The organism is Paenibacillus sp. JCM 9796 (assembly GCF_055379675.1).
Genome location: NZ_AP043723.1, coordinates 5,249,974 through 5,270,676, shown reverse-complemented (window position 1 = coordinate 5,270,676; position 20,703 = coordinate 5,249,974). Strand labels below are relative to the sequence as shown.

The window sequence follows — 20,703 nt, the reverse complement described above, 5'->3', positions numbered from 1 at the left end:
TGAGCTTCGTGTACTTACTCCGGGACGATCTCGAATTGGTCCCCATACGTTCTTCCGTCGGTCAAAAAAATCCGCACCTGATCGCGGCGTCCGACCTCGATCTCCGGCAGCTCCGACCTTCCCGCCGGCAAATCGCGAAGCAGCGGGTACCTTGTGCCGTCATCCGCGTGCAGCGGCACGGCATCCTGCTTCTTGACATAACAGAGCGCTTCCTTCGGAACCGGTATTTCACAGTGCAGCCGGATTCGCACGGAACGGTGCTTGGCAAACCAGCCCAGTCCGTACTGAATCGAGTAGCGGACTTTGGCGCGCCCCCCGCTGACGCGGGCGAGATTGTCCCCGTCCGCTTGGCGCAGCGCCACCAGCTGTCCTTCCTCCATCAAGCAAGGATAGATGCGGAAATACCGGGCTCCGATGAAATCGGCGGGCAGCCGGTACCCGCCGCGAACTTTGTATTCTTCACGCGTATACAGCTTCATGCGGCGCTCGTCCGGCTGCTCGCCGGACTCTTCTTCCCCGGGACCGAAGCTGTAAATTTGCACATATTGAATGTCTGCCGGCCACTGCCAGGTCACCAGACATTCCCCTTCTGCAAGCCGCGAGGCGGCCTTCATGATGCGATGCCGCTCTTCCGCCGTTGTCCACAACATCGGCCGTCTCCTCCTTTAGCCCGTTACCGGAATCGTTTGCCGGTCCGCTCACCCTGCGTTCCGGTTCGCTCCGGCAGTCTGCCGTAGCCGGATGCCGGCCGGAACGGGCGCAAGCCCGCTCCGACGCCGCTTTCCTTCACCGCAAACAGGACGGTGGACAGCGACAGCACCACGGCCAATATGAGATCAGCGGCCGCACGAGTCAAAGCCGGGTGGTCCTTCAGCAGCCCGCCTTCCAGCACGAGTCCCGCCAGCAAACCGGCCGCCGACCCGCCGAGCAGGAAGCTTCTCGCCAAGTAACGGTTGTCGAACACGATGCCGAGCGAAAGCCCGAGCAGCCCGCCGACAACCAGCATGATCGCAACGCGGAGCGACGCGCGATATACGCTGTCGGCCTCCGGTCCGGATCGCTCCTCCAGCAAGTGCCCGTTCTGCTGGGCCGCATAAATATGGCCGATCGCTTCCGGAATCCGTTCGGCTTGCTCCGCGTGCCGGTACGTCCCTCCGGTCGCCTCCGCCAGCTGCAAGAGCAGACGTTTGCCCTCTTCGTTCCCCGGCGATTCGATGCCGACGGTGTGAATCGCAAAGCCCCGCGACACATAGGGCGCGGTGACGTCAGCGACATTCGTCTCGCTGTACCCGTCCGAAATCAGAATGACCGCTCCGCGGTTCGCCGGTGTTCCCGATACGTTCATCTGCTCGATCGCTTGCCCGAGCGCTTTGCCGATATCGGTCTGTCCAACCGGCTCGGGCGCGCCCTCCAATTTGCCCGCAATATCCCGTCTGACCGCCTCGTCCTTCAAGCCGACGAGCGGTTGAAGCCATGTCGTATTTTCATTGAAAATCGCGACGCCGACCCGCTTGTCCGCCGACATCTCGGCCACGAGCGAAGCCGCCGCCATCCGGCTCTGCATGTTCGGGTCGTTCTCCTTCATGCTCTCGGACATGTCGAGAAGCAGCACGTAATCCTTCGGCGCCGCCTTGCGTCCGAAATCAAGCCCGTATACCCACTGGAACAGCGCGCCGCCGGCAAACAGCAGGACGAAGGAAGCGGGCACCAGCCACTTCCATCCTTCGGCAGCGTAACGCAGCCGCCAATTTGCGCCGTTCAGCTTGGGCGATATCGTTTCCGCCAGCAGACAGCCGGCCGTCACGAGAAGGGCGAACAGCCCGAAGTACAATCCCATCAGCAGCGTTTCGTGCAGCGAGCCCGACAGGCGGCTCAGCAGCCATTCTCCTGCGATAAAGCCTGCCAGTCCGCCCGCCAGGGCGAAGCCGACGAGCAAACCATTCCATTTGCGCCGTTTCAACGGCTATCCCCTCTTTCCTTGGCGTCCGCCCCGGAAGCCGCTTCCGGCTCCGAAGCTTCCCATCCGGGCCTATGGAACCGGTAACCGTTCTGCAGGTACGTTTCGTAAAATCGCCTGCCGCCCCGGTAAACCATCAAGTCCTCCCGGCGGAAACCGCCCATAATCCGCAGCTTCTCGACTCCGCTGCGCCGCTGCTCGTGCATGCAGCCCAGCTTCGTTTGCGCCTGTTCCCCGGACGCCAGCGCATAACGGAGCAGCTCGCTGTCGGCATCGCCGAACAAGTAGCTCTCCTCATAGCGGTGACGATGCGTAAACCGGTACACGTCCACCCGAATGGCAGACTCTTCGTCCAGCGCCCGGCATAAATCCCGGTACAGCTCCTCCTTGGTCAGCGCCTGCCGGTTCTCGTAGCTGACGGTCACGTTGGCCCGCTCGAGCAGCTCCTGTTCGAAAGGCTGCGCGAACAGCGAATGAGTGAACCAATCGCTCCGGGCTACCTGCATCAGCCGCTCCGCATAAGCCTCGTCCCCTTGTTCCAGGAGCTTCGCCACGGAACCCATACGCCGCTCGTCGAACTCGAATCGGGCTCCCCAACGCGTCTCCAGCTCGGCCGCGATGACCTCCACCGCCTGCGCATAGTATTCCTCGACGTTGCGGCCCATCTCGTCGTTCGCCTCGGAGATGCACAGACGGCACGCTTCCTGCAGCCGCTTGTCGATCGCCTCAAGGCGCTCCGTGTACCGCTTGAGCCGTTCGTGCGTCTCCTCCAGCAGCTGCTCGTAACGCAGCAATAGCTCGCGCTTCAGCTCCAACCGCAGCAGCTCGCGCTTCAGGCCGTACACGCGGTCCAGCAGCGCGCCGACCGTCGCCTTCACATTCGGCTTGGCGCCGAACAGGCCGAGCATGCCGCCGCGGGCGGCGGGCAGCCTGTCCGCGCTCTCTTCGTAGAGCGCATCCAGCTCCGCGCGCCCCGCCGTAAGGCGCCTGTCGTTCTCCAGCCGCCATTCGCGCACCGCGCCCGTCAATCCGTGGCGCTCATCCGCCGACGTCCAGCGGTATACGGCCCACAGCCCGTACCGCGGATCGCTCACCAGCCGCTGCTCTACGTCTTGGCGAAGCCGTTCCGCATGGCTTGCCGCGGACAAGGCTCCCCGCAGCCGCTCGCTCTGCCGCTCGAAGAAATCGCGGGCGTTGCTCCCGAAGAGCGCGCTCTCCGCCTGACGCAGCGTCAGGCGCCGCAGCTCCGGGACGGACATCGGCTCGTAGAGCAAGCCGTGCATCTCTTCAACCGGGTCGGGCAGCTGAGCCATGGCGGCTTGCACGACCGTATCGGCTTGCCCCGCATCGAGTCCGAGCGCTTCCAGCAGCTCGCGCTGTCCGGCTTCGCCCCTCTCCTGCATCAGCCTGAGCAGGCGGCGGTGCAGGGCGAGCAGCACCGTGAGCGCGATCGCCCGGTCCGGGCGGGTCGCCTTGGCGAGGCCCGCCGAGGCATAGTGCGCTTCGGCCGACCCGGGCGGCATCATATTTTGCCGGAACAGCTGATGATTGTACGGGTTGTGCCGGATTTCGGCGTCCGCCGTCTGGCGGCAGCGCAAGAAACTTAACCGGCAGACAATTTCTGCGCAAACCGCCGTATCGTCTTCGGCGAACCGTCCGCGCTCGTCCTTGTCCCCGAGCATGTAAGCCGTATCGAACAAGGGCGAAGGCGGATGGACCGCCGGCAGCTTGAGGCCGTCGGCCGTCACTTGCAGCCCGGCCTCGAACCGGAACGAGCGGCTTTGCATGCGGTCCAGCTCGTGCAGGAAGCTGACGCCAAGCGCCGCATCGTAGGCGTAATCGCCGTGCGCCTGCTTCTCCCGCAGCAGCGCGAACAGATCGGCCGAAACCGTGCGGAAGCTTTCGGCGAAGACCGATTTCAGCAGCACCGTCAATTCGGGAAGCAGGGCGTTCCAAGGATCGTCCGCGCGCGTGATCACGGCGACGTGCACCTGCATCAAGGACGCATACAAGCGTCCGCTTTCCCCGATCCGGCCCACGAGCCGCCGCAGCAGCCCGTTCAACTCCTGCAGCTTCTCCTCGCTGCCGTACAGCGTTTGGGGCAGCCGGGACCTCAGGGAGCGCTTGTCGTCCGCATCCGCAGGCACCGGCGGCTGCCACTGGAAAGCATGGCCGGCCACCGGCCCCGTCAGCTCCTCAGCCCCCGCATATACATACATCACGCCTTCCGGATGCGTCCACTGTGTGCGATTCAGCTCGAACAGGCGTTCGAGCGCCTGCTTCGACCGGTCGCCGACGACGAGATAAACGAGCGGATGGCGGAGGCTCCGCCGCTCGTCCCCGCCCGATTCCGTCCTGTCCTTTCGTTCGGCGTAGTGATCTGTAAACGCCGCGAGTCGTTCCTTCATGTGCGCTCTCTCCCCCAGCCGGACGAACCGTTCCGGCTTTCTATCTTGTCAGCCCTATTTCAGGCTGCGCACCATCTCGTTCACTTTGCCGGCCATCTCTTTGTAGAACCGGTACAGCTCTTCCCCGTTCACATAATCGCCGCGGTCGTAATCGAGCGCCGCCTTGGCGTCTTGATAAACGCCGGCCATTTCCTGCAGCTTGCCGAGCAGGTCAGAGATGTCTTCGGATGCGGTCATTTGCCTGCTCCGTTCGGACGATTTGCGCTGCAGCTGGGCCATCTGCTTCGGCTGGAGTCCGCGCAGCTTGGCGTATATTTCGAAATCCAGGAACCGTCCGGCCTTCATGACGTTGGCGAACGGCTCCCACGGGTCTTCGTCGGGCCCGTGATCGTACACATAGAGCGCGCCTCTGCGGACAATCGTTCCCGTATACATCGCCTCGATGAACTGCTTCATCAGCCGCTCCTCGTCCTGATGGGCGGCGATCACCTTATCGAGCTCCTCGACGCGTTCGCGAATCTGTTCGTATTTGCGGATTTCTTCCTTGACCAGCCGCAGCAGCTCCGGCGAACGGATCAGGTTTTCTTTCGCCATCTCTTCGCTGACGCTGCCGAAAATATCCTTCACGCTCACCGGCTCCAGCCCCTGCTCAAGCAGCGTCCGCAGCTCCGTCGCGCAGCGCTTGACCTCGCTCAAGTTCGGACGCGCTTCCGGCAGCTGCATCGCGTAGGACGCGACCTTGATTTCCAGGTCAAGCGGTCCCGACAGCACGCACTCATAGCGGTGGATCGCTCCGGAATCGGCCGCTTTCTCACGGATGCAGCCGAGCGCAAGCGCCCGGTCGAACAGCGCGCGGACCTCCGCGTTGTAACTGCGCACCCGTCCGTTCACATAGGTGTCGCCCCAGGAACGCTCGGGAATCGGCGACGGCAAGTACGTCCAGTTTACTTTGTCGGTCTGCACGAGATGCCGGCCGATCCCTTCCGGCTCCAGAATCGAGCGCTCGTAGCTTTCCTCGTATACCTTAAGCGGCGTATACAGGAACAACGGCACGCCGTTCTGCGTGTTCAGCCAGAAGATGCGGTTCTTCACCTCGCTCTCCTTGATCGTGAACCGCGAATTGGCGATCGCGTTGTCTTGAAAATTGCGGATGCCCTTGAAGATGTTCGGCGCCTTCACCGGAACCGAAACGAAACCCCACGACGGAAAATTGAAGTGTCCCGACGAATTGGTCAGATGAAACACGGGCTTCGCCTCTTCGTACAGCCTTCCGGCGATGCGCTGCTCCACCAGCTTCTCGATCGAATCCTCATGTCCGAATTGGATGATCAAATATTCTTCCATCGACTTCGTGATGAGTTCGCCGAACTGCTCGGTGAGGAAGTCCGAAATCGAGCCGACGATATCGACCTCCTGCTCCTTCACCCAATGGTTGGCCTTCGCCAGCAGCTCCTGCGTAAAATCACGGATCAGCTCCTGCGAGTTGCGGTCCTCCGTCAACCGGCCGATCATCTTCGCCATATCCGGCACGCTGACGACATTCCAGTAGTACGTTTTATTCCCCTTGTGGTCGACCTGCTCGTCGCCGTTCATCAAGATTTGGCCGTTTTTCTCGAAAATCCGGTTCAGCTCGTTCAGCAGCTCGGTGAACACCTGATAGATCCGGGAGTTGTCCTGGTTGATCAGCGTGTACAAATCCTCGTAAAACTCGATCATCTGCTCCATCCGCTCACGATCCGCGTGCAGCAGGTACTCCTGAATTTTGGCCTCGATGTAAGCATCCTTCTTGCGGTCCTTGGAGATGAACGCGCACTTGGCTTCGCCGAGCTTTTGCAGCGCGCTTTCCTGAGCCGCTTCGAGATCGCGCGGAAGCCGCGCCAAATTTTCCTTCAAGGCTTCGATGTAGGAGGAGATCAGCTTCAGCAAGCAGAAGCCCTTGTCCTGCAAGATCATGCGCGACGCGTAGAACGGGCCCTGCTCCGGATGCAGGAACACCCGCGTAATCTGCTCGGTGAACCGCTCCTTGATCTCGCCCGGCAGCTGCTTCCGGCATTTGATATATTCCTCGCGCGCGCGGGATAAATAGCTTTGCTCCAGCTCCGTGTCGACGTGCACGACCTGCTGCTTCACGACGTTCGCGTAACTGAGCCGCTCGCTGTTCTTGTAGCCGGGCAGCGGCTCCGGCACGCGTTTGTCGAATTCGCGGTGGATCGAATCGGGATCGAGCCCGAGCTTATGGGCAAGCTTCTCGACGTCCTCCTGGGACGGACCGGCATTGAACATGTTCTCCATGCGCTGGAACACTTTATAAGCCAAATAAGTCGTCATCTCTTCAATCGGCAGCACCGCCGACGAAGCGCCCAGGATGTTGTATTGATAGTTGGCTGCATACGCCTTCGGCATCTGGTTAATATTCGTGCGGATGTTGCTGATGTAGTCGTGAATGGCGAACTCCTCGCCGGATTGCTTCTGCTCGCTGGCCATAAAATTCGTGATATTCTCGGCCGTTACGTTCATGCAGTAATCGTAGGCGTTCTCCAGCAGCTTGCCCTCGAGATTCGTCGCCGAAATCAAGTGGGCGAGGTTGAAGGGCGGCATCGGCGATTGGACGTTCAGAATGTTCGCATACTGCTGCCGGAACCGCTCCCCGCGCTCGTCGACGTTCATCCAGTAGTCGAGCTCCTTGAGGGCGGCATAGCCGTTCTTCTTGATATATTCGCGCGAATGCTCGGTCAGGCTTTTGTTCGCCAAATTGACGTCCGGCGTAAACAGGTAGCCGAGAATGCTCACCTTGTCCACCCCGGCCGCACCGTAATCACGCTCGAGAATGCCGCGGACGATGTACGAGATGTCGAGGAAGCAGCCGCTGCCGGTGCCTCCGGACAAGCCGGTCAGCACGAACACCATCAGCTTCTTGTTCGTGCCGACCATCAGCGATTTGATTTTGCGCTCGATCGTCTGCACGACCTGCACGATCTTGGTAAACAGCAGCAGACGCCCCGCCTGGCGGACGCCGGATGCGCCGTTAATGCCGTCGGTAATCGTCAGCTCCGGCGACAGCCATTCCTTGATGTACGGCTCGAGGATGCTGCGGTTTTGCAGCACGCTGCCGATTTCGGCGTTGGCAAGCAGCACAAACTCGGTCATCGGGTCGAGGCCGATGCCTTTGTACCTTTTGCCCCGGTCGTGTTCGTTCGTCTCAAAGGCGAGAAACTCGATATTGTCAGGCTTTTCGCGCTTTTTCTTGGTGTACGGGTCCTCGGGCAGCTTAAACCGGCGGTTGACCTGATACTTTAAGCGGAGCAGCGCATCGATGCCGGTTCCTCCGAGACCGATGACCAGCATCGGGTTGTCGATCGTGTCGACCCGTATTTTCTCGCTGACGATGCCACCGCCGAGCGACACGTCGAGCTGCTGAATATGTTCTCTTACGACTGCTTTCATGTTTGACCCTCCTATGGGATAACGATGAACGGTTAGAATGCTCAAGCTTGCTTGTCTCTTTCATGAAGCTGCTATTTGATGTATTCGAGCGTCACCGAGCGGTGGACCCCGCTGAGCATAATGCGGATGCGGTCTCCCGCCCGCAGCTCTTTGCCGCCTGCCGCGTCCAGTACCCGTCCGCCCTTCTCGATGACGCAGGCCGACCCGTTATACAGCAGCAGGCTGTCGTTCGGCCCGGGGCGGAACGTCATATCCTTCGTCTCGGCAAATTCGGGAGCGAGCTGGAGCAGCTGGTGAAGCGTGACCTTGCCTTTGAAGGCGTCCAGCTTGCGGTACTGCGGGGTTGTCCGCTCTCCCGTATCTTCGTCGCGCACCTCGATCACCATTTGCCCGACGAAGCCTTTGTTCGCTTTGCGCCACAGCGCCAAGCCGTACAGCCCCGCAGCCGCAGCGGCCAAAACGCCGGCGGCGATCGCCGCCCACGCCCCGGCCCCGAGACCCGGCTCCGCCGCTTCCGGCCCCGATTGCGGTGACGGCGCCCTGCCGGCGGCACCCGCCGCCGACAGCTTGACCGGGTCGGTCTCTCTGATGTAGCCCGCATCTTCCGCCCTTACCTTCAGCTCGTATTCGTGCGCTTCGGGCAGCTTGTAGCTGCCGGCAATTCCCTGCGCGCTGGAGACGAGCGGCTTTTCCTCCGTCCTGCCGGTTTGCAGATCCTTGACGATCAGCGTCGCTTTCAAGCTTTTGTACAGATCCGCATCTCCGGCTTTCCGGCCGCCCGATTCCAAATACGCTTGAACTGCAACATCATCCCCCACCTTCCACGTCTGAGTAGGCAAAGGCTCCATTTGCACCTTCAGATCGTAGTTGTAAATGAGGTTGATCTTGATCTTATCCTTCGGCGCGCCCTTCACCTGCAGCTTCCAGGTCCCTTGTGCGGGCTGCAAAATTTTGAGAAGCGAATAAGCCCTTGACGACGAAAAGAGAATCTTGTCCGAAGGTACAGGCACCTCCGTGCCCTTCGGATCGGAGAGCTTCAGCTCCACCGGGGAACCGGACATGATCGAGATGTTCGCCTCCTTGACGCTGGCGTTCGGAATGTCGAGCGCCACCTCCTGGAAGGCCCCGTTCCCGTTCAGCTCTTGAATCGGCAGCACCTTCAGCTTCAAATGGCGGGCATAGATTTCGCTCAGGATGGCCGGCAGATCGTCGGCCGAACTGGTCACGAACGATTTGGCGTCCGTTTCACCCGCAATCCGTTCGAGCGCCGATTGGTTCAGCTGACCGTCGGCATTCAGTCCGATCGTATAGATCGGAATGCCTTCGGTCTTGGCCCGCTCGACCGCTCCGGCCAGTTCCTTGTCCGACTGCTCCTGCGTCCTGCCGGCAGGCAGCGAGTTGTTGCCGTCCGTCAGAAGGACGACTACCGGGGTATGAGCGGGATCGGCTCCGTTCTCCAGCACCTTCAACGCCTCATTCACACCGACGGCCAGATCGGTGTAAGGCCCGCGGTCGAGCTGGTCGATGAAAGTCTTCACGCTCTGCTTGTCCGACGCGTCCTTCATCAGGAGCATCGCTTTCTCGCGCATAATGCGGTCCGTATAGGCGACGACGCCGATTTTGTCGCCCTGTACCGAAGCCATGTCGACAAAAAGCTTGACGGCTTCGAAGCTTACCTTATTCACGTCGCTTTCGTTCATGGATGTGCTGACATCCACCGCAAGCACGGCGTCCATTCTCGCATCGCCGGCCGGCCCGGCCGTCTGTGCCGCAGCCGTCTGCAGCGGGAGCACGGCCAGCAGCAGCGGCAGCAGCGTGCGCGGCCATAGGTTTCTTTTTCTCACAGCGGGTCATTCCTCCAAACAAGCGCCTGCGCCCGATGGCTGTCGCTCTTGTAGTATTTTGTCGGATAGGGTTGTACAATGTTCATTACAGTCGCTAGTAATTTAATATAATATCTGGTCCTAAATAAAAATGCTACTCAGCGAATTCTTATCATTTTCTTAAGATTCTCGCTGTCCTGGGGAGAGTGCCATGCTAACCTTGATCGTTTTGCTTGTCGCCGCATTGTATGCAGGGGTCCGATTGCTGACGTTCGTCTATTATAAAAAACACGACATTTCGCTCGCACAAATCGACGAAGCTTTGGCCGGACGCTTCAAGGAGGTGTCACATGAGTCCAAAAAAACCCATCCAATTGACTAAGACGATGCGAACGGCCTATTTGTTTCAACGTCTGCGCCAATGCAAGCGCTGCGGCGCCTACACCTGCCTGGACGCCGAGAGCTGCCCGGATTGCGGCGCGGTGCAGACGTGGCTGCCGCTTCCGAAGCCCGCGGAGGCGGTGAGCCGGCAGCGCGCCTATACGGACATGCTCGTTCTCGGCATCTTCGCGGCGGCGGGCTTTCTTGTGGCGCGCAGCTTTGCCGAGATGGCGGCTGCCTTAGGGACCGGCGCGGTGCTGATCGCGGTTTACGCCAGAATCCGCCAAACCTATGAGCCTTATCTCCTTAGACGTATATTGAGCCGTCTACTCCTGCAAGAACATGAAAAAATTCGTCGAGGCCTGCTGCAGGATATCGACAAGGCGGAAGCCGACCTGAAGGCCGAAGACTACAAATCGGCGTACGAGAAATTCCGCGAAATCGGATTTTTCATCAAAGACAACCCGATCCGGCTGCTCAAGCTCATGTGCCTCAACCGCTTCATTCTGCGCAGCGATATGGAGCTTGAGCTGACCTCGCTCATTCCGGACCGGTTCGACGGCGATTTTGTGGCCTATCTGCTGGAGGTCGGCCGGGTCAAGCCACAGCTCATTGACCGGCCGACGATCCAATATGTCGTGAAGCACCGCGAACAGATCGAACGACTTCCGCACGGTTCGGAAGTGCTGACGGCAGCAGCCGCAGCGGCGCTGCGCATCCGGTCGCATCTGCCCCTCTACCGCAGCCTTGTGCTGGATTATGCCGACGCGCTGCCGGAGGACCGGCTGCGCCGGCTTCAACAGCTTGCGGCAGAACGCGCGGACGAGGATCCCGAGCTGTTCGAACGCGTGCGGCAAACGGTGAACCGCCGCTTCGGCGGCGACGCGTCTAAGCCGTAAGCCGTACCGGTACTGTCCGGTGAAGATGCTCATTCCAAATCGTAAAGGCGGGAAAGTTTGTGAAGGGGTTTACCTATCAACGTGCGAACCGCGTCAGAACGGCAGCTGCCGTGATGCTCGCGATCATGCTCGCCCTGGCGGGCTGGAAAACGTATGCGGCGCTGCAGACGGTTCGCGCGTACAAGCAGGCCGAAGCACATAAAGCCGCAGGGCGGCTGATGGAAGCGGAGGCGCAGTACCTGAAAGCGAGCTCGGTTCCCGGCTTCGACTACCACAAGGAAGAAATATCCGCCTCCCTCGCCGAGCTGCAGCCGGTTGTTCACACGAAGCGAACCGTGGCCTCGCTCTCCGCTTCGATTGCCGAAGCGGCTGCTTCCGGCAGCGTGGCCGGATTGGCAAAGGCGCACGCCGACTACCAGGAAGCCAAGCAGCAGCACGCCGCGCGGGGGGCAGCCGACGCCGAGCGGTTCGCACAGGCCGCAAGCGAAGCGCACCTCGAAACGGCGCTCGCGGACGCCTTCTCCGCTGCCCGCAAAGCGGCGGAGAAACGGCTTGCGGGCAGCAAGCCCGCGGACGACACCGGCAGCGCGGCTTCCGAGCTGATCCTGATTCCCGCGGCGTATTACGGCGGCGACGCCGCCAAGCGCAAAGCGGTGAACGCGCTGCTCCAGAGTCGCGATACGGCGAGGCTGGATGCGCTCGCCAGAACGAAGCCTTACAAGGAAGTATGGAAGCTCGGCGAAGAATTGAGGATCTCTTATGAACGGCTGGGCTGGGAGGCGGCATGGATCGCGCCGAAGCTGGAGAAGCTCGCACTCGGTTCGCTCAGCATCGTCGAGAAGCAGGATTTGGGGAAATTTCTGGACGCTGCGCAGCAGCTCAAATCGTATGAGGCCTGGGCCGGGCCGGGCAGCAAAATCGACGCGTATGTCGACTCGGTTATCCGCAATCGGCTGGTAAAAGCGGCTGCGCTTGCCGACAGCGGCAAGTACGACGAAGCCATCGCCCTGTATCGGACGATCGGCGATTACCGCGACACGTCGAAGGAGCTGCTGGCGGTTGAGCAGCGGAAGCTGGCGAACGACCCTCAGCAGCTGCTGCAAGCAGCCGGCGCCCCGGGCAAGCTGGCAGCGGTGACGAGGCTCAAAGGACGGGACGGATCCGCGCAGGCGGCAGCCTTGAGCGAGACAGGCACGCGGCTTTTCTTTGCGCAGCTGCAAGCGGACGGCAGCCCCGGGCTGCTTGAAACCGAACTGAGCCCCGGCGTGAAGCCCAAGTCGGTGCGCTACTCGGAGCCGGCAAGTCCGGGCGGCGACAAGCTGCTGCTGATCGAAGGCGTTTCTGCGCAGCGCAAAGCGCGGTATGTGCTCGTGCAAATCGGCAATACCGGGCTGCATCCGGTTCTTGACGTCGAAGCGGACGCGATAATGTCCGGTCAGGACGGCGAGCTGACGGTTGCCCGTCCGCTGTCGGCGGAAACCGGCGCGTCGGACGCGGGAGCCTTGCTGCGCGGCTATTACCGCTACGAGCAGGACCATTATGTGCTTGTTCGAGCGGAAAGCGCTGAGCCGGATCGGGCTAAGAACGAGCCCGCTCAACCAGTGGAAACAAAGCCCGACCTTGGCAAGTCCCATCCGCCGGAGCCCAACGCGGGTAAGCCCGAAGGTTCCGGCAGCGAGACGCAGCCGGAAATACCTAAGAAACCGGCGGAAAACCGGACTCAAAAACAGTAATTCATTGAAGCCATTGCAGGACTTTGGAAAACGAGGATGCGTCGTACTGTTTTTCTCAAGTGCCTCCCTTTGATCACGACAACAATAAAGCCACAGAGATCAAAGTCGTCTGTGGCTCGTGATTAAGAATGAAGCTGGCGGGCTATCCATATGAAGTCATATCAAATGAATCGTTATCCACATACAAGGTGCAATTCAGGCGGGTGCGAAGGACCGTCGCCGGACATGCTGTCGTAATGGAAAGCTTTAACGTATTCCTAACGGCTTCGCGTTTGGTCGGACCCGGCACCATGCAGAATAGTCGGTAAGCGGACATAAGTACAGGGATCGTTAAGGTTAGGGCGTGTGTAGGCACCGCATTCAGATCCGGAAAGCACCCGTCTTTGACTTGCTGTTGTCTGCATGCGGTCTCCAACGGGATCGCTTTAACGGCATAAGGATCAGCGAAATCAGCTACAGGCGGATCATTGAATGCAAGGTGCCCGTTCTCGCCGATCCCGAGAAATACGAAGTCGATCGGCGCTTCCTGCAGCAATTCCGCATACCTGCGGCACTCCGCCTCCACTCCGTCGCTGCCATCGATCAGATGAACCACTCCGGGCTGTACTTTGTTGAAGATGCTCCTCTTGAGAAATTCCGAAAACCGTTGCGGCGAGCCTTGCGGTAATCCGATGTACGCATCCATATGAAATGCGGTTATTCGATTCCAGTCGATGCCATCCTCCAGAGCTAACTGCTCCAAGAACTCATTCTGGGAAGGCGCGGCTGCAAATACAATACGAACTTGCTCCTTCACCTTAAGCCGGTTACGGACGGCTTCCGCCGCCTCGCTTCCCGCTGCCCTACCCAGCTCGCGTCGGTTGGCATACACCCCGACCTTTAAATGGTCTACCGTCAAAATCGTCCCAGGGCCAGATGAAGCTGAAAATCGCCGTTGTAATAAAAGCGGGCGTACACAGAGGCAGTACGATCTTAAACGCAATTCCAGACGTCGTACAGCCGTCTATTTTCGCGGACTCGTCCAAATCTTTAGGAATTCCACGAATAAATTGGATGAGCAGAAATACAAAAAACGGGCTAACGGCCAAGAAATGAGGAACAATCAGCGGCAGGGTAGTTCCCACCCAATCGAAATATTTAAACAAGATATACTGCGGAACCAACGTAACCTGGGTAGGAAGCATTAAGGTTAACATCAAGATACCGAACCAAAACCGCTTTAAGGGGAAATTCAATCTTGCGAAACCGTACGCTACAAATGCGCTGGAAAGCAAGGTCCCGATAACGGAAAGCACCGCTATGAAAAAAGAATTGTAGAAAAAATGCGCAAAGCTGAAGCCCGGAATCGCTACCCAGCCATCATAGAAATTTTCCCACTGAAACTCGGCAGGAATCAAATTGGACTTAGGTATTTCTTCATTTGAGGTACATTGATAGAGCCTGTTTTGTTTCATCGAGCCGCCACCTCATCCATTAAAATAAGAGCATGTTTTACGCTTCATAATGAACCCATTTTTTGGAAGACCAGAACACAAGAGCCGTGAACAAAGCGATAATCGTAAGCAAAATCCAAGCTAAAGCACTGGCGTAGCCCATATTAAAGTAAGCAAACGCTTTCTGATACAGATACAAGGCATAGACTAGCGTCGAGTTAATAGGACCGCCCTTCGTGACGATAAAGGCTTGCGTGAACATTTGGAAGCTCCCGATAATTTGCATAACCAGGTTAAACAAGATGATCGGCGTCAGCATCGGTAAGGTGATTGAAAAGAAGGAACGAAACTTGGAAGCGCCATCCACCGAGGCCGATTCATAAAGATCCTTTGGTATTTGCTTTAAGCTGCCAGGAAAATAACCATGGAAGATCCAAACTGCCACACGGCGAGCATCACCAGCGTATACAGCGCTGTCTCAGGCGTATTGATCAAGGTTTCGCCAAATGGCGGAAATCGCTACGCTGCCTCCGACCAGTGACGGCAAATAAAAGATAGCCCTGTAAACGGACATGCCGCGAATAGGCTTAAACAGAAGCATGGCCACCATTAAAGCAAAGAACAGCTTTAATGGCACCGACAGCACCACATAGGTGATCGTGACCCGCAGCGCGGTCCAAAAATCTTTATCGTCCGTAAAAATTTCCTTGTAATTCTCAAACCCTACCCAAGAGGGCAGCTCTAACAAATTATATTGAGTCAGGGACAAATAAAAAGATTGGGACATCGGTCCGATTGTTAAAACAAATAAACCAAGCAACCAAGGCGCAATGAACACATAACCCCAAATAGGTTCTATCCATCGGTTAAGTTTTCCTGAATGATTGCGTTTTGACGCTTGCGTTAGTTCTGTCATCCTTCTCACTCCCGTATTTTCATCTAGATCACCGCTTGTAAACACATCTTAGCTTTTGGAGCTCTTCATATAAATGAGAGAAATCTATAATTATTTATAAAAATATACACGGTTTTGCCGGATGCCTTGAGCTTGCCTGCTCTATATGTGCCCGGACACGGGTTTATATGGCGTGCTCCAAACTTTACAAGCATGCGCCCCGCTCAACGACCCGGCTGCACAGCCTGCGGATCAGCTGCCGCTCGTGGCTGATGACCAGTATGCCCGCGCCGCGCCGCGCCGCCCAGCCCAGCACGGTCTGCCAGATTTGCGCTTGCGTAATCGCATCGAGCATCGTCGTCATTTCATCGGCAATCAGATAACGGGTGCCGGGTCCGAGCGCCCGCGCGACGCAGATTCGCTGAAGCTCTCCTCCGGACAGCTCGTTCGGGAAGCGGTCCAGCCATTCCGGCTCGATACCCAGCCCGATAAGCAGCGATTCGTCCGGCGTCCCTCCTTCCAGCAGCGTGCGCCGCAGCTTCCAACGCGGATTGACAGCCTGCTCCGGATGCTGAACGACCATCTGCACCGGATTGCGGCCCCGGGCGGGAAGCGGAGACCCGTTGACGACAACGCTGCCTTCTTGCAGCCGTTCGTGACCGGCAAGCAAGCGGGCGAGCGTGGACTTCCCGCTGCCGCTCGGCCCGACCAGTCCGACGATTTCACCGGCTTCGATTCGCAGCTCTTCGTTCTTAAGCAACCAGGACTCTCCGTACCGGAAGCTCAAGTTTCGCCCTTCAAGCGTCATGCAAGCACCTCACCATCCCGCCCCGCACCGTTCGAGGCTCCGGAGGCGCTACGCCGCATTCCGGCGTGGCCCATGAACAGCGCGGAGCGAAGGCGCAGCCCGGCGGCAAAGCGTCCGGCAGCGGCTGCGCGCCGGGAATCGGGACAAAATCGTTCTGCGGTAAAGCGCGCCATAACGCCCGGGTGTAGGGGTGGCGCAAATCCGCTCCATCGCCGGCAAACTCCTCGCAGCAGGCGATTTCGACGACGCTGCCGGCGTACAGGACGGCAATCCGGTTGGAGACGGATAACGCCGCTTCGATATCGTGCGTAATGAGCATGACTGCGCAGCCCCCGTCGGCCAGCTCCCGGAATCGGCCGAGCGCCTCCCGGAGAGCCGTCTCGTCCAAACCCGGGGTCGGCTCATCGGCGATGACGAGCCGGGCTCCGCTCACGGTTGCCGTCGAGACCAGGACCCTCCTTGCCATGCCTCCGGACAGCTGAAACGGGAACAAGTCGGCCGCTTCGGGCTTCAGCCTGTATCTGGCAAAGGCGTTTCGCTGCCGTTCTATCGGATCTCCGGTCCGAACGGCCTGTCTGACCTGACGGCCGACCCGCATCAACGGGTCCAAATATTGCACCGATTGAGGGACAAGCGCAATATCCCTGCCTCTCAGCTGTGCCTGTCTGGCGGGCGTCAGCTCTTCACCGTCAAACCGGATCGTTCCGGACACCTGCGCGTTGCCCGGGAGAATACCGAGGATCGCGTGAGCAAGCAGGCTTTTCCCGGAACCGCTGGCTCCTACGACAGCCAGAATTTCACCCGCATCGATCGTTAGCCCGAGCTTGTGAATCGTTTCAATCGTGGTCTGGCGCAAGCCGCGCTCATAACGGGTAAAACGTACCGAAAGTTCATTCACTTCCAGCATAGGCAAGGCTATCCCTCCTTTCTCTTCGTTGACCCTTCCCCATTATTCGTGCGCCCGCCTCGGGTCGACAAGACGCTGAAGGCTTTCCCCAAGCATCGCGAAAGCCCGGACCAGCACCAGCAGGCACAAGCCCGGGAACAGCGCAAGCCACCACAAGCCCGACGATAAATACCGCATCGATTCGGACAAAATGATGCCGATTGCCGGTTCATGAGGCGACAGGCCCATGCCGACGAAGGTAATGGCCGCTTCATGCAATATCGCATGGGGCACGATCAGGATCAGACCGACCAGCAGTTGGGGAAGCAGATGCGGCAACATGTGCCGCGTGGCGATCCACCAACGGGTTTTGCCCAAGTTGCGGGAGACGGTGACATAAGCCGCGGAGCGCACCTGCATGACCTCTGCGCGGATGATTCTCGACAAGCTCGGCCAGTGCGTAAGGGCGACTCCGACGATGACGCCCTTGGCCCCGCCTCCGAGCACAAAGGCGATTAATAACAGGGTGACCAGATGAGGCACGCTGAGGAACAGATCGGTCAGCCATGTCATGATCCGGTCGACGGTTCTGCCCATCACGGCCGCGGCAAGTCCCGTCAAGCCGGCAATGATCACGCTGGACGCTCCGGCCGCTATGCCGACCTTGATGCTGAGGGCGAGCCCCTTGACCGTGCGCGTCAGCATGTCCCTGCCGAGCCAATCCGTTCCGAACGGTTGATGGAACGAAGGCGCTGCGTTGCGGTGCTCCAGATTCGAGGATAGTCCGGCAGGATCGATCAGTGCCGCTGCCGCCGCAACCAGCGCGAGCAGGACGCAGGCTGCGGCGGCCGACAGCCAAGTCCGGTGCCGAAAGTGAAGCTTCAGCCGATGTTTTTCGCTTTTCCGCATAACGCCGGATAGAGGATTCATGCACCGCCACCTGCTTTCATTCTCGGATCGATCAGGCGATAGGCAAGGTCGGCCAGCACATTGCCGGTATAAACAAATACGGCGCTGAACAGCACAATACCGAGCAGCAGCGGCACATCGCCGCGCAGCCCCGCCTCTACTGCGGCCTGGCCCAATCCCGGGTACGAGAACACCTGCTCGGCCAGTACAGCGCCGCCGAACAGCTCGCTGAACGAGGCAAACTGCAAGGTGACCGCGGGCAGCGCCACATTGCGCAGACCGTGCCGCCAGAATAGGGTGAAGCCTCTCTCCCCTCGCGCTCTGGCGAACAACCAGTAATCGCTGCCCGTCACGTCCATCAGTTTTTCTCTCGTATGCAGCGTCAGAGCGGCGATGCCCGTAACGCTTAACGTCGCTGCCGGGAGAATCATATGCCGGATGCGATCGGCCAGGGTTACATGCTCGGCCGTCACCCCGGCGGGCGCTCCCAGTCCCACCGGGAACCAGCCGAGCCATACGGCAAAAACAAGCAGGAGCACTAATCCGACCCAAAATGTGGGTGTCGAGGCAAGCGTATAGCAATACCAGCGGACCAGCTTATCGATCCATGTGCTTCGGTTCATCGCCGCAAGCGCGCCTGCGGCGAAGCCGATCAGCCCTGACAGCAGCCATGCCGCGCCCATCAGGGCGAAGGAGGCGGCAAACCGCTCCTGGATGACTTCAATGACGGGACGGCGATAGATCATGGAGGTGCCGAAATCACCGCTGGCCAATGAAGCCAGCCAGCTCGCGTAGCGTTCCAACGGAGGCTTGTCCAGCCCCCAATACGCCGCAATCGCCTCGCGCTGTTCCGGGCTCACCCGCATCATATCCGCTCCGATATAAGCCTGAACCGGATCGATCGGGGAATACTGCACGAGCGTAAAGGAGACGGCGCTGACAGCGAGCAGCAGCGCGATGAGCTTGACCCCTTTGTTTAGTACAAACCGGCCTGCCGCCAGAACGGCGTTCCCCCCTGCCCTTGACTTTCGTCGCGTCAGGAGTTCCATCGCCATTCCTCAATGTTGTCGGTTACCGGCCATCCGTGTCCGTGCGGATGAATCTTCTGCTTGCCGATATCGAGGCCCAGCTTCACCAGATACAAGTGGTCCAGGTTCACGAGCCAGGCCCAAGGCGCATCCCCCTGCGCGCTCAAGCCGGTTTGGCCGTCCCACTGGGCTTTTTTCCACAGATTCCAGGCGTCTTTCTCATGGATCGCCTTCAAAGCCTGACTCATGTAAGCCTCAACGGCCGGATTGTGGTAAAATCCGGGATTGTAATAATCGACGCCGCTGAACTTGCTGCTGTACACATTGTACATTTCCACCGGATCGTGGCTTCCCCAGCCGAAGAGAACCGCATTCGCATGCATTTGCTTGCCAATGTCATCCCAGCTTTTCCCTTCCACCTTGACTTGAATGCCAAGCGGCTTGAGCGAATCGGCTGCGGCGAGTGCAAGAGACTGGCGGGTGACGTCGCTTGACGGGTAGATGAGGGTAAACTCGGCCTTCAGAGCGCCTTTCTCCACGATGCCGTCGCCGTTCGTATCCTTCCATCCGTCGTCCGCAAGCAGCTGCTTCGCCGCATTCATATCGCCGTCTTGAATGACGGCCTCGGCATTAAACCAGGGCAGCCCGTCATTAATCGTATACGCGGGCGTGCCGTGTCCCTCCAAGACGCCTTGAACCAGCGCCTTGCGGTCCAGCGCCAGATTGATCGCCTTGCGGATCGACAATTCCGCGGTGACATCGTTGCCGACCGGATATCCTTCTTTCGTTTGGCCGCCCGATTTTACATAGGGAAACATGATTCCGCGGTTGTCCACCGTATGTATAGCTTGAAGCTGCATGCCGCTCACCTGCTGTTTGCTGAACGCCGCAGGGATGGCCGCCATATCGACCGTTCCGGCTTTGGCGGCGGCGAAAGCCGCATCCTCGGCAAGAAACAGGAATGTGATTTTCTTGAAGTAGGGCTTCGTCCCGTAATATTCGGGATTCGGCTCGACGATCAGCTGCTGCCCTTGATCCCATTGCACCAGCTTATAAGGGCCGGAGCCGACCGGTTTTTTGGCATAATCGCTGCCGTGCGCATGCTTCGGAACGATACCTGTGCTCACAAGCATCTGGGCGAAGGTCGATTGCGGTTCCTTCAATGAAAACTTGACCGTATGCTCGTCCGCCGCCGCCACATCCTTGACATTGCTTAAATCGATGGCAGAGCCGCTTGCGGCTGCGGTTTGGAACGTATACTGAACGTCGGCGGCCGTTAACGGATGCCCGTCGGAAAATTTGACATCCTTCCGCAGCTTCACCGTCCAGTCCAGACCGTCCCCGCTGACCTCATAGCCCGTTGCAAGATCGTTGACGATATTCAAGCTGCTGTCGCGCTTGAGCAGCGTGCTTTGAAACAATGGAGATCCGTAGCGCCCCCATCCCGTTGTCGGATCGAAGCCTCCCTCCGGCTCGCCGCCTATCGCAAGAACAAGCTCCTCCTTCGGGGCGGCCGCCTGCTCGGTCTTGGCCCGGGTGCAGCCGCTGATGCAAAGCGCTGCCACTAACAGCATCATTAGCGTCCATCGTAAACACATTTTCAAACTCAAACACTCCTTCGAATTAAGTTGTTAACGTGTGCAGTAGCACGATTCAGGTGTATAGTAGCACTTGCATAGCGTAGCACATGAAACCAATTTCTGTCACTACAATTGTGCTATTATTTTTAAACTTTGTGTTACAACAACCGCTGCTCTGCCTCTTCTCCGCTTGTTCGTAAAAAAGGTTTGAATAAACCTAAGAAATATTGTACTATTACTCGGTATTCGATAATTGAATCATGTGGAAATAGGTGCTCCGGACCGGTCGTTATGCCGGGCGGAGCTTAAAAGGGAAGTTCGGTGAAATGCCGACGCGGTCCCGCCACTGTAACAGAGGAGTCGAACGTCACCCGGCGCCACTAATCCTTCGGATTGGGAAGGCCGACGTAAGACGATGATTCTGGAGCCAGGAGACCTGCCTATTTTGACAGCACTGCTTTTACCTACGGGAGATAGGGAGGTGTTAAAGATGGCAGCCGCCGTACAAACAATCGGGAG

The 20,703-nt window shown here is 58.8% G+C and carries 15 protein-coding genes, 1 pseudogene and 1 riboswitch; of the genes and pseudogenes, 3 read left to right on the top strand and 13 right to left on the bottom strand.

Going from position 1 to position 20,703, the window contains the following annotated elements; translation table 11 throughout:
* Window positions 1–14 precede the first annotated feature (14 nt).
* From ACZ439_RS25365 to ACZ439_RS25345, 5 genes are all read right to left on the bottom strand, one after another.
* Complete coding sequence (locus ACZ439_RS25365) at window positions 15–650, bottom strand: hypothetical protein (RefSeq protein ID WP_464620343.1); 636 nt, start codon at window positions 648–650, stop codon at window positions 15–17.
* A 23-nt stretch (window positions 651–673) separates the two neighbouring features.
* Window positions 674–1,960, bottom strand: coding sequence for a vWA domain-containing protein (locus tag ACZ439_RS25360; protein WP_054800507.1), 1,287 nt, complete (start codon window positions 1,958–1,960; stop codon window positions 674–676).
* Window positions 1,957–4,365, bottom strand: coding sequence for a hypothetical protein (locus tag ACZ439_RS25355; protein ID WP_464620342.1), 2,409 nt, complete (start codon window positions 4,363–4,365; stop codon window positions 1,957–1,959). The genes ACZ439_RS25360 and ACZ439_RS25355 overlap by 4 nt, the downstream gene beginning before the upstream one ends.
* Before the next feature lie 54 nt (window positions 4,366–4,419).
* On the bottom strand, window positions 4,420–7,809 hold the full coding sequence (locus tag ACZ439_RS25350; RefSeq protein WP_464620341.1) for a tubulin-like doman-containing protein: 3,390 nt from the start codon (window positions 7,807–7,809) through the stop codon (window positions 4,420–4,422).
* Between the two features lie 71 nt (window positions 7,810–7,880).
* On the bottom strand, window positions 7,881–9,653 hold the full coding sequence (locus ACZ439_RS25345) for a vWA domain-containing protein (protein WP_464620340.1): 1,773 nt from the start codon (window positions 9,651–9,653) through the stop codon (window positions 7,881–7,883).
* 190 nt (window positions 9,654–9,843) lie between these two features.
* Between ACZ439_RS25345 and ACZ439_RS25340 the strand changes: the two genes are divergently transcribed.
* From ACZ439_RS25340 to ACZ439_RS25330, 3 genes are read left to right on the top strand one after another with little or no spacing between them, the layout of a single operon-like run.
* On the top strand, window positions 9,844–10,014 hold the full coding sequence (locus ACZ439_RS25340; RefSeq protein WP_164751690.1) for a hypothetical protein: 171 nt from the start codon (window positions 9,844–9,846) through the stop codon (window positions 10,012–10,014).
* Window positions 9,983–10,912 (top strand): hypothetical protein, encoded by a 930-nt coding sequence (locus ACZ439_RS25335; RefSeq protein ID WP_464620339.1) that lies wholly within the window; start codon window positions 9,983–9,985, stop codon window positions 10,910–10,912. The genes ACZ439_RS25340 and ACZ439_RS25335 overlap by 32 nt, the downstream gene beginning before the upstream one ends.
* Before the next feature lie 59 nt (window positions 10,913–10,971).
* Window positions 10,972–12,645, top strand: coding sequence for a hypothetical protein (locus ACZ439_RS25330; protein WP_464620338.1), 1,674 nt, complete (start codon window positions 10,972–10,974; stop codon window positions 12,643–12,645).
* 142 nt (window positions 12,646–12,787) lie between these two features.
* Here ACZ439_RS25330 and ACZ439_RS25325 read toward each other — a convergent pair whose 3' ends face one another.
* From ACZ439_RS25325 to ACZ439_RS25290, 8 genes and pseudogenes are all read right to left on the bottom strand, one after another.
* Window positions 12,788–13,516 (bottom strand): glucosamine-6-phosphate deaminase, encoded by a 729-nt coding sequence (locus ACZ439_RS25325; protein WP_464620337.1) that lies wholly within the window; start codon window positions 13,514–13,516, stop codon window positions 12,788–12,790.
* The gene (locus tag ACZ439_RS25320; protein ID WP_464620336.1) at window positions 13,488–14,099 is read right to left on the bottom strand and encodes a carbohydrate ABC transporter permease; all 612 of its coding nucleotides are present in this window, start codon (window positions 14,097–14,099) and stop codon (window positions 13,488–13,490) included. Before ACZ439_RS25320 ends, ACZ439_RS25325 begins: the two co-directional genes overlap by 29 nt.
* Before the next feature lie 37 nt (window positions 14,100–14,136).
* Window positions 14,137–14,994 (bottom strand): annotated as a pseudogene (locus tag ACZ439_RS25315) (carbohydrate ABC transporter permease).
* A gap of 184 nt (window positions 14,995–15,178) precedes the next feature.
* Entirely contained in the window at window positions 15,179–15,781 is a 603-nt protein-coding gene (locus ACZ439_RS25310; RefSeq protein WP_054795867.1) for an ABC transporter ATP-binding protein, read from the bottom strand.
* Window positions 15,771–16,688: an oligopeptide/dipeptide ABC transporter ATP-binding protein gene (locus ACZ439_RS25305; protein ID WP_054795866.1), complete on the bottom strand. Its 918-nt coding sequence runs from the start codon at window positions 16,686–16,688 to the stop codon at window positions 15,771–15,773. The genes ACZ439_RS25310 and ACZ439_RS25305 overlap by 11 nt, the downstream gene beginning before the upstream one ends.
* Window positions 16,689–16,730: 42 nt before the next feature.
* Complete coding sequence (locus ACZ439_RS25300) at window positions 16,731–17,597, bottom strand: ABC transporter permease (protein WP_464620335.1); 867 nt, start codon at window positions 17,595–17,597, stop codon at window positions 16,731–16,733.
* Window positions 17,594–18,625 (bottom strand): ABC transporter permease, encoded by a 1,032-nt coding sequence (locus ACZ439_RS25295; RefSeq protein WP_054795865.1) that lies wholly within the window; start codon window positions 18,623–18,625, stop codon window positions 17,594–17,596. Before ACZ439_RS25295 ends, ACZ439_RS25300 begins: the two co-directional genes overlap by 4 nt.
* Window positions 18,613–20,202 (bottom strand): ABC transporter substrate-binding protein, encoded by a 1,590-nt coding sequence (locus ACZ439_RS25290; RefSeq protein WP_464621166.1) that lies wholly within the window; start codon window positions 20,200–20,202, stop codon window positions 18,613–18,615. Before ACZ439_RS25290 ends, ACZ439_RS25295 begins: the two co-directional genes overlap by 13 nt.
* A 235-nt stretch (window positions 20,203–20,437) precedes the next feature.
* A riboswitch (cobalamin riboswitch) is annotated at window positions 20,438–20,642 on the top strand.
* The last annotated feature ends 61 nt before the right edge of the window (window positions 20,643–20,703 follow it).

What these genes read in the sequence shown, in the direction of transcription:
- ACZ439_RS25310 (WP_054795867.1), bottom strand. Translation starts at nt 15,781, where the DNA reads ATGACGCTTGAAGGGCGAAACTTGAGCTTCCGGTACGGAGAGTCCTGG.
- ACZ439_RS25305 (WP_054795866.1), bottom strand. Translation starts at nt 16,688, where the DNA reads ATGCTGGAAGTGAATGAACTTTCGGTACGTTTTACCCGTTATGAGCGC.
- ACZ439_RS25300 (WP_464620335.1), bottom strand. Translation starts at nt 17,597, where the DNA reads ATGAATCCTCTATCCGGCGTTATGCGGAAAAGCGAAAAACATCGGCTG.
- ACZ439_RS25320 (WP_464620336.1), bottom strand. Translation starts at nt 14,099, where the DNA reads ATGAAACAAAACAGGCTCTATCAATGTACCTCAAATGAAGAAATACCT.
- ACZ439_RS25295 (WP_054795865.1), bottom strand. Translation starts at nt 18,625, where the DNA reads ATGGAACTCCTGACGCGACGAAAGTCAAGGGCAGGGGGGAACGCCGTT.
- ACZ439_RS25290 (WP_464621166.1), bottom strand. Translation starts at nt 20,202, where the DNA reads ATGTGTTTACGATGGACGCTAATGATGCTGTTAGTGGCAGCGCTTTGC.
- ACZ439_RS25355 (WP_464620342.1), bottom strand. Translation starts at nt 4,365, where the DNA reads ATGAAGGAACGACTCGCGGCGTTTACAGATCACTACGCCGAACGAAAG.
- ACZ439_RS25340 (WP_164751690.1), top strand. Translation starts at nt 9,844, where the DNA reads ATGCTAACCTTGATCGTTTTGCTTGTCGCCGCATTGTATGCAGGGGTC.
- ACZ439_RS25350 (WP_464620341.1), bottom strand. Translation starts at nt 7,809, where the DNA reads ATGAAAGCAGTCGTAAGAGAACATATTCAGCAGCTCGACGTGTCGCTC.
- ACZ439_RS25335 (WP_464620339.1), top strand. Translation starts at nt 9,983, where the DNA reads ATGAGTCCAAAAAAACCCATCCAATTGACTAAGACGATGCGAACGGCC.
- ACZ439_RS25365 (WP_464620343.1), bottom strand. Translation starts at nt 650, where the DNA reads ATGTTGTGGACAACGGCGGAAGAGCGGCATCGCATCATGAAGGCCGCC.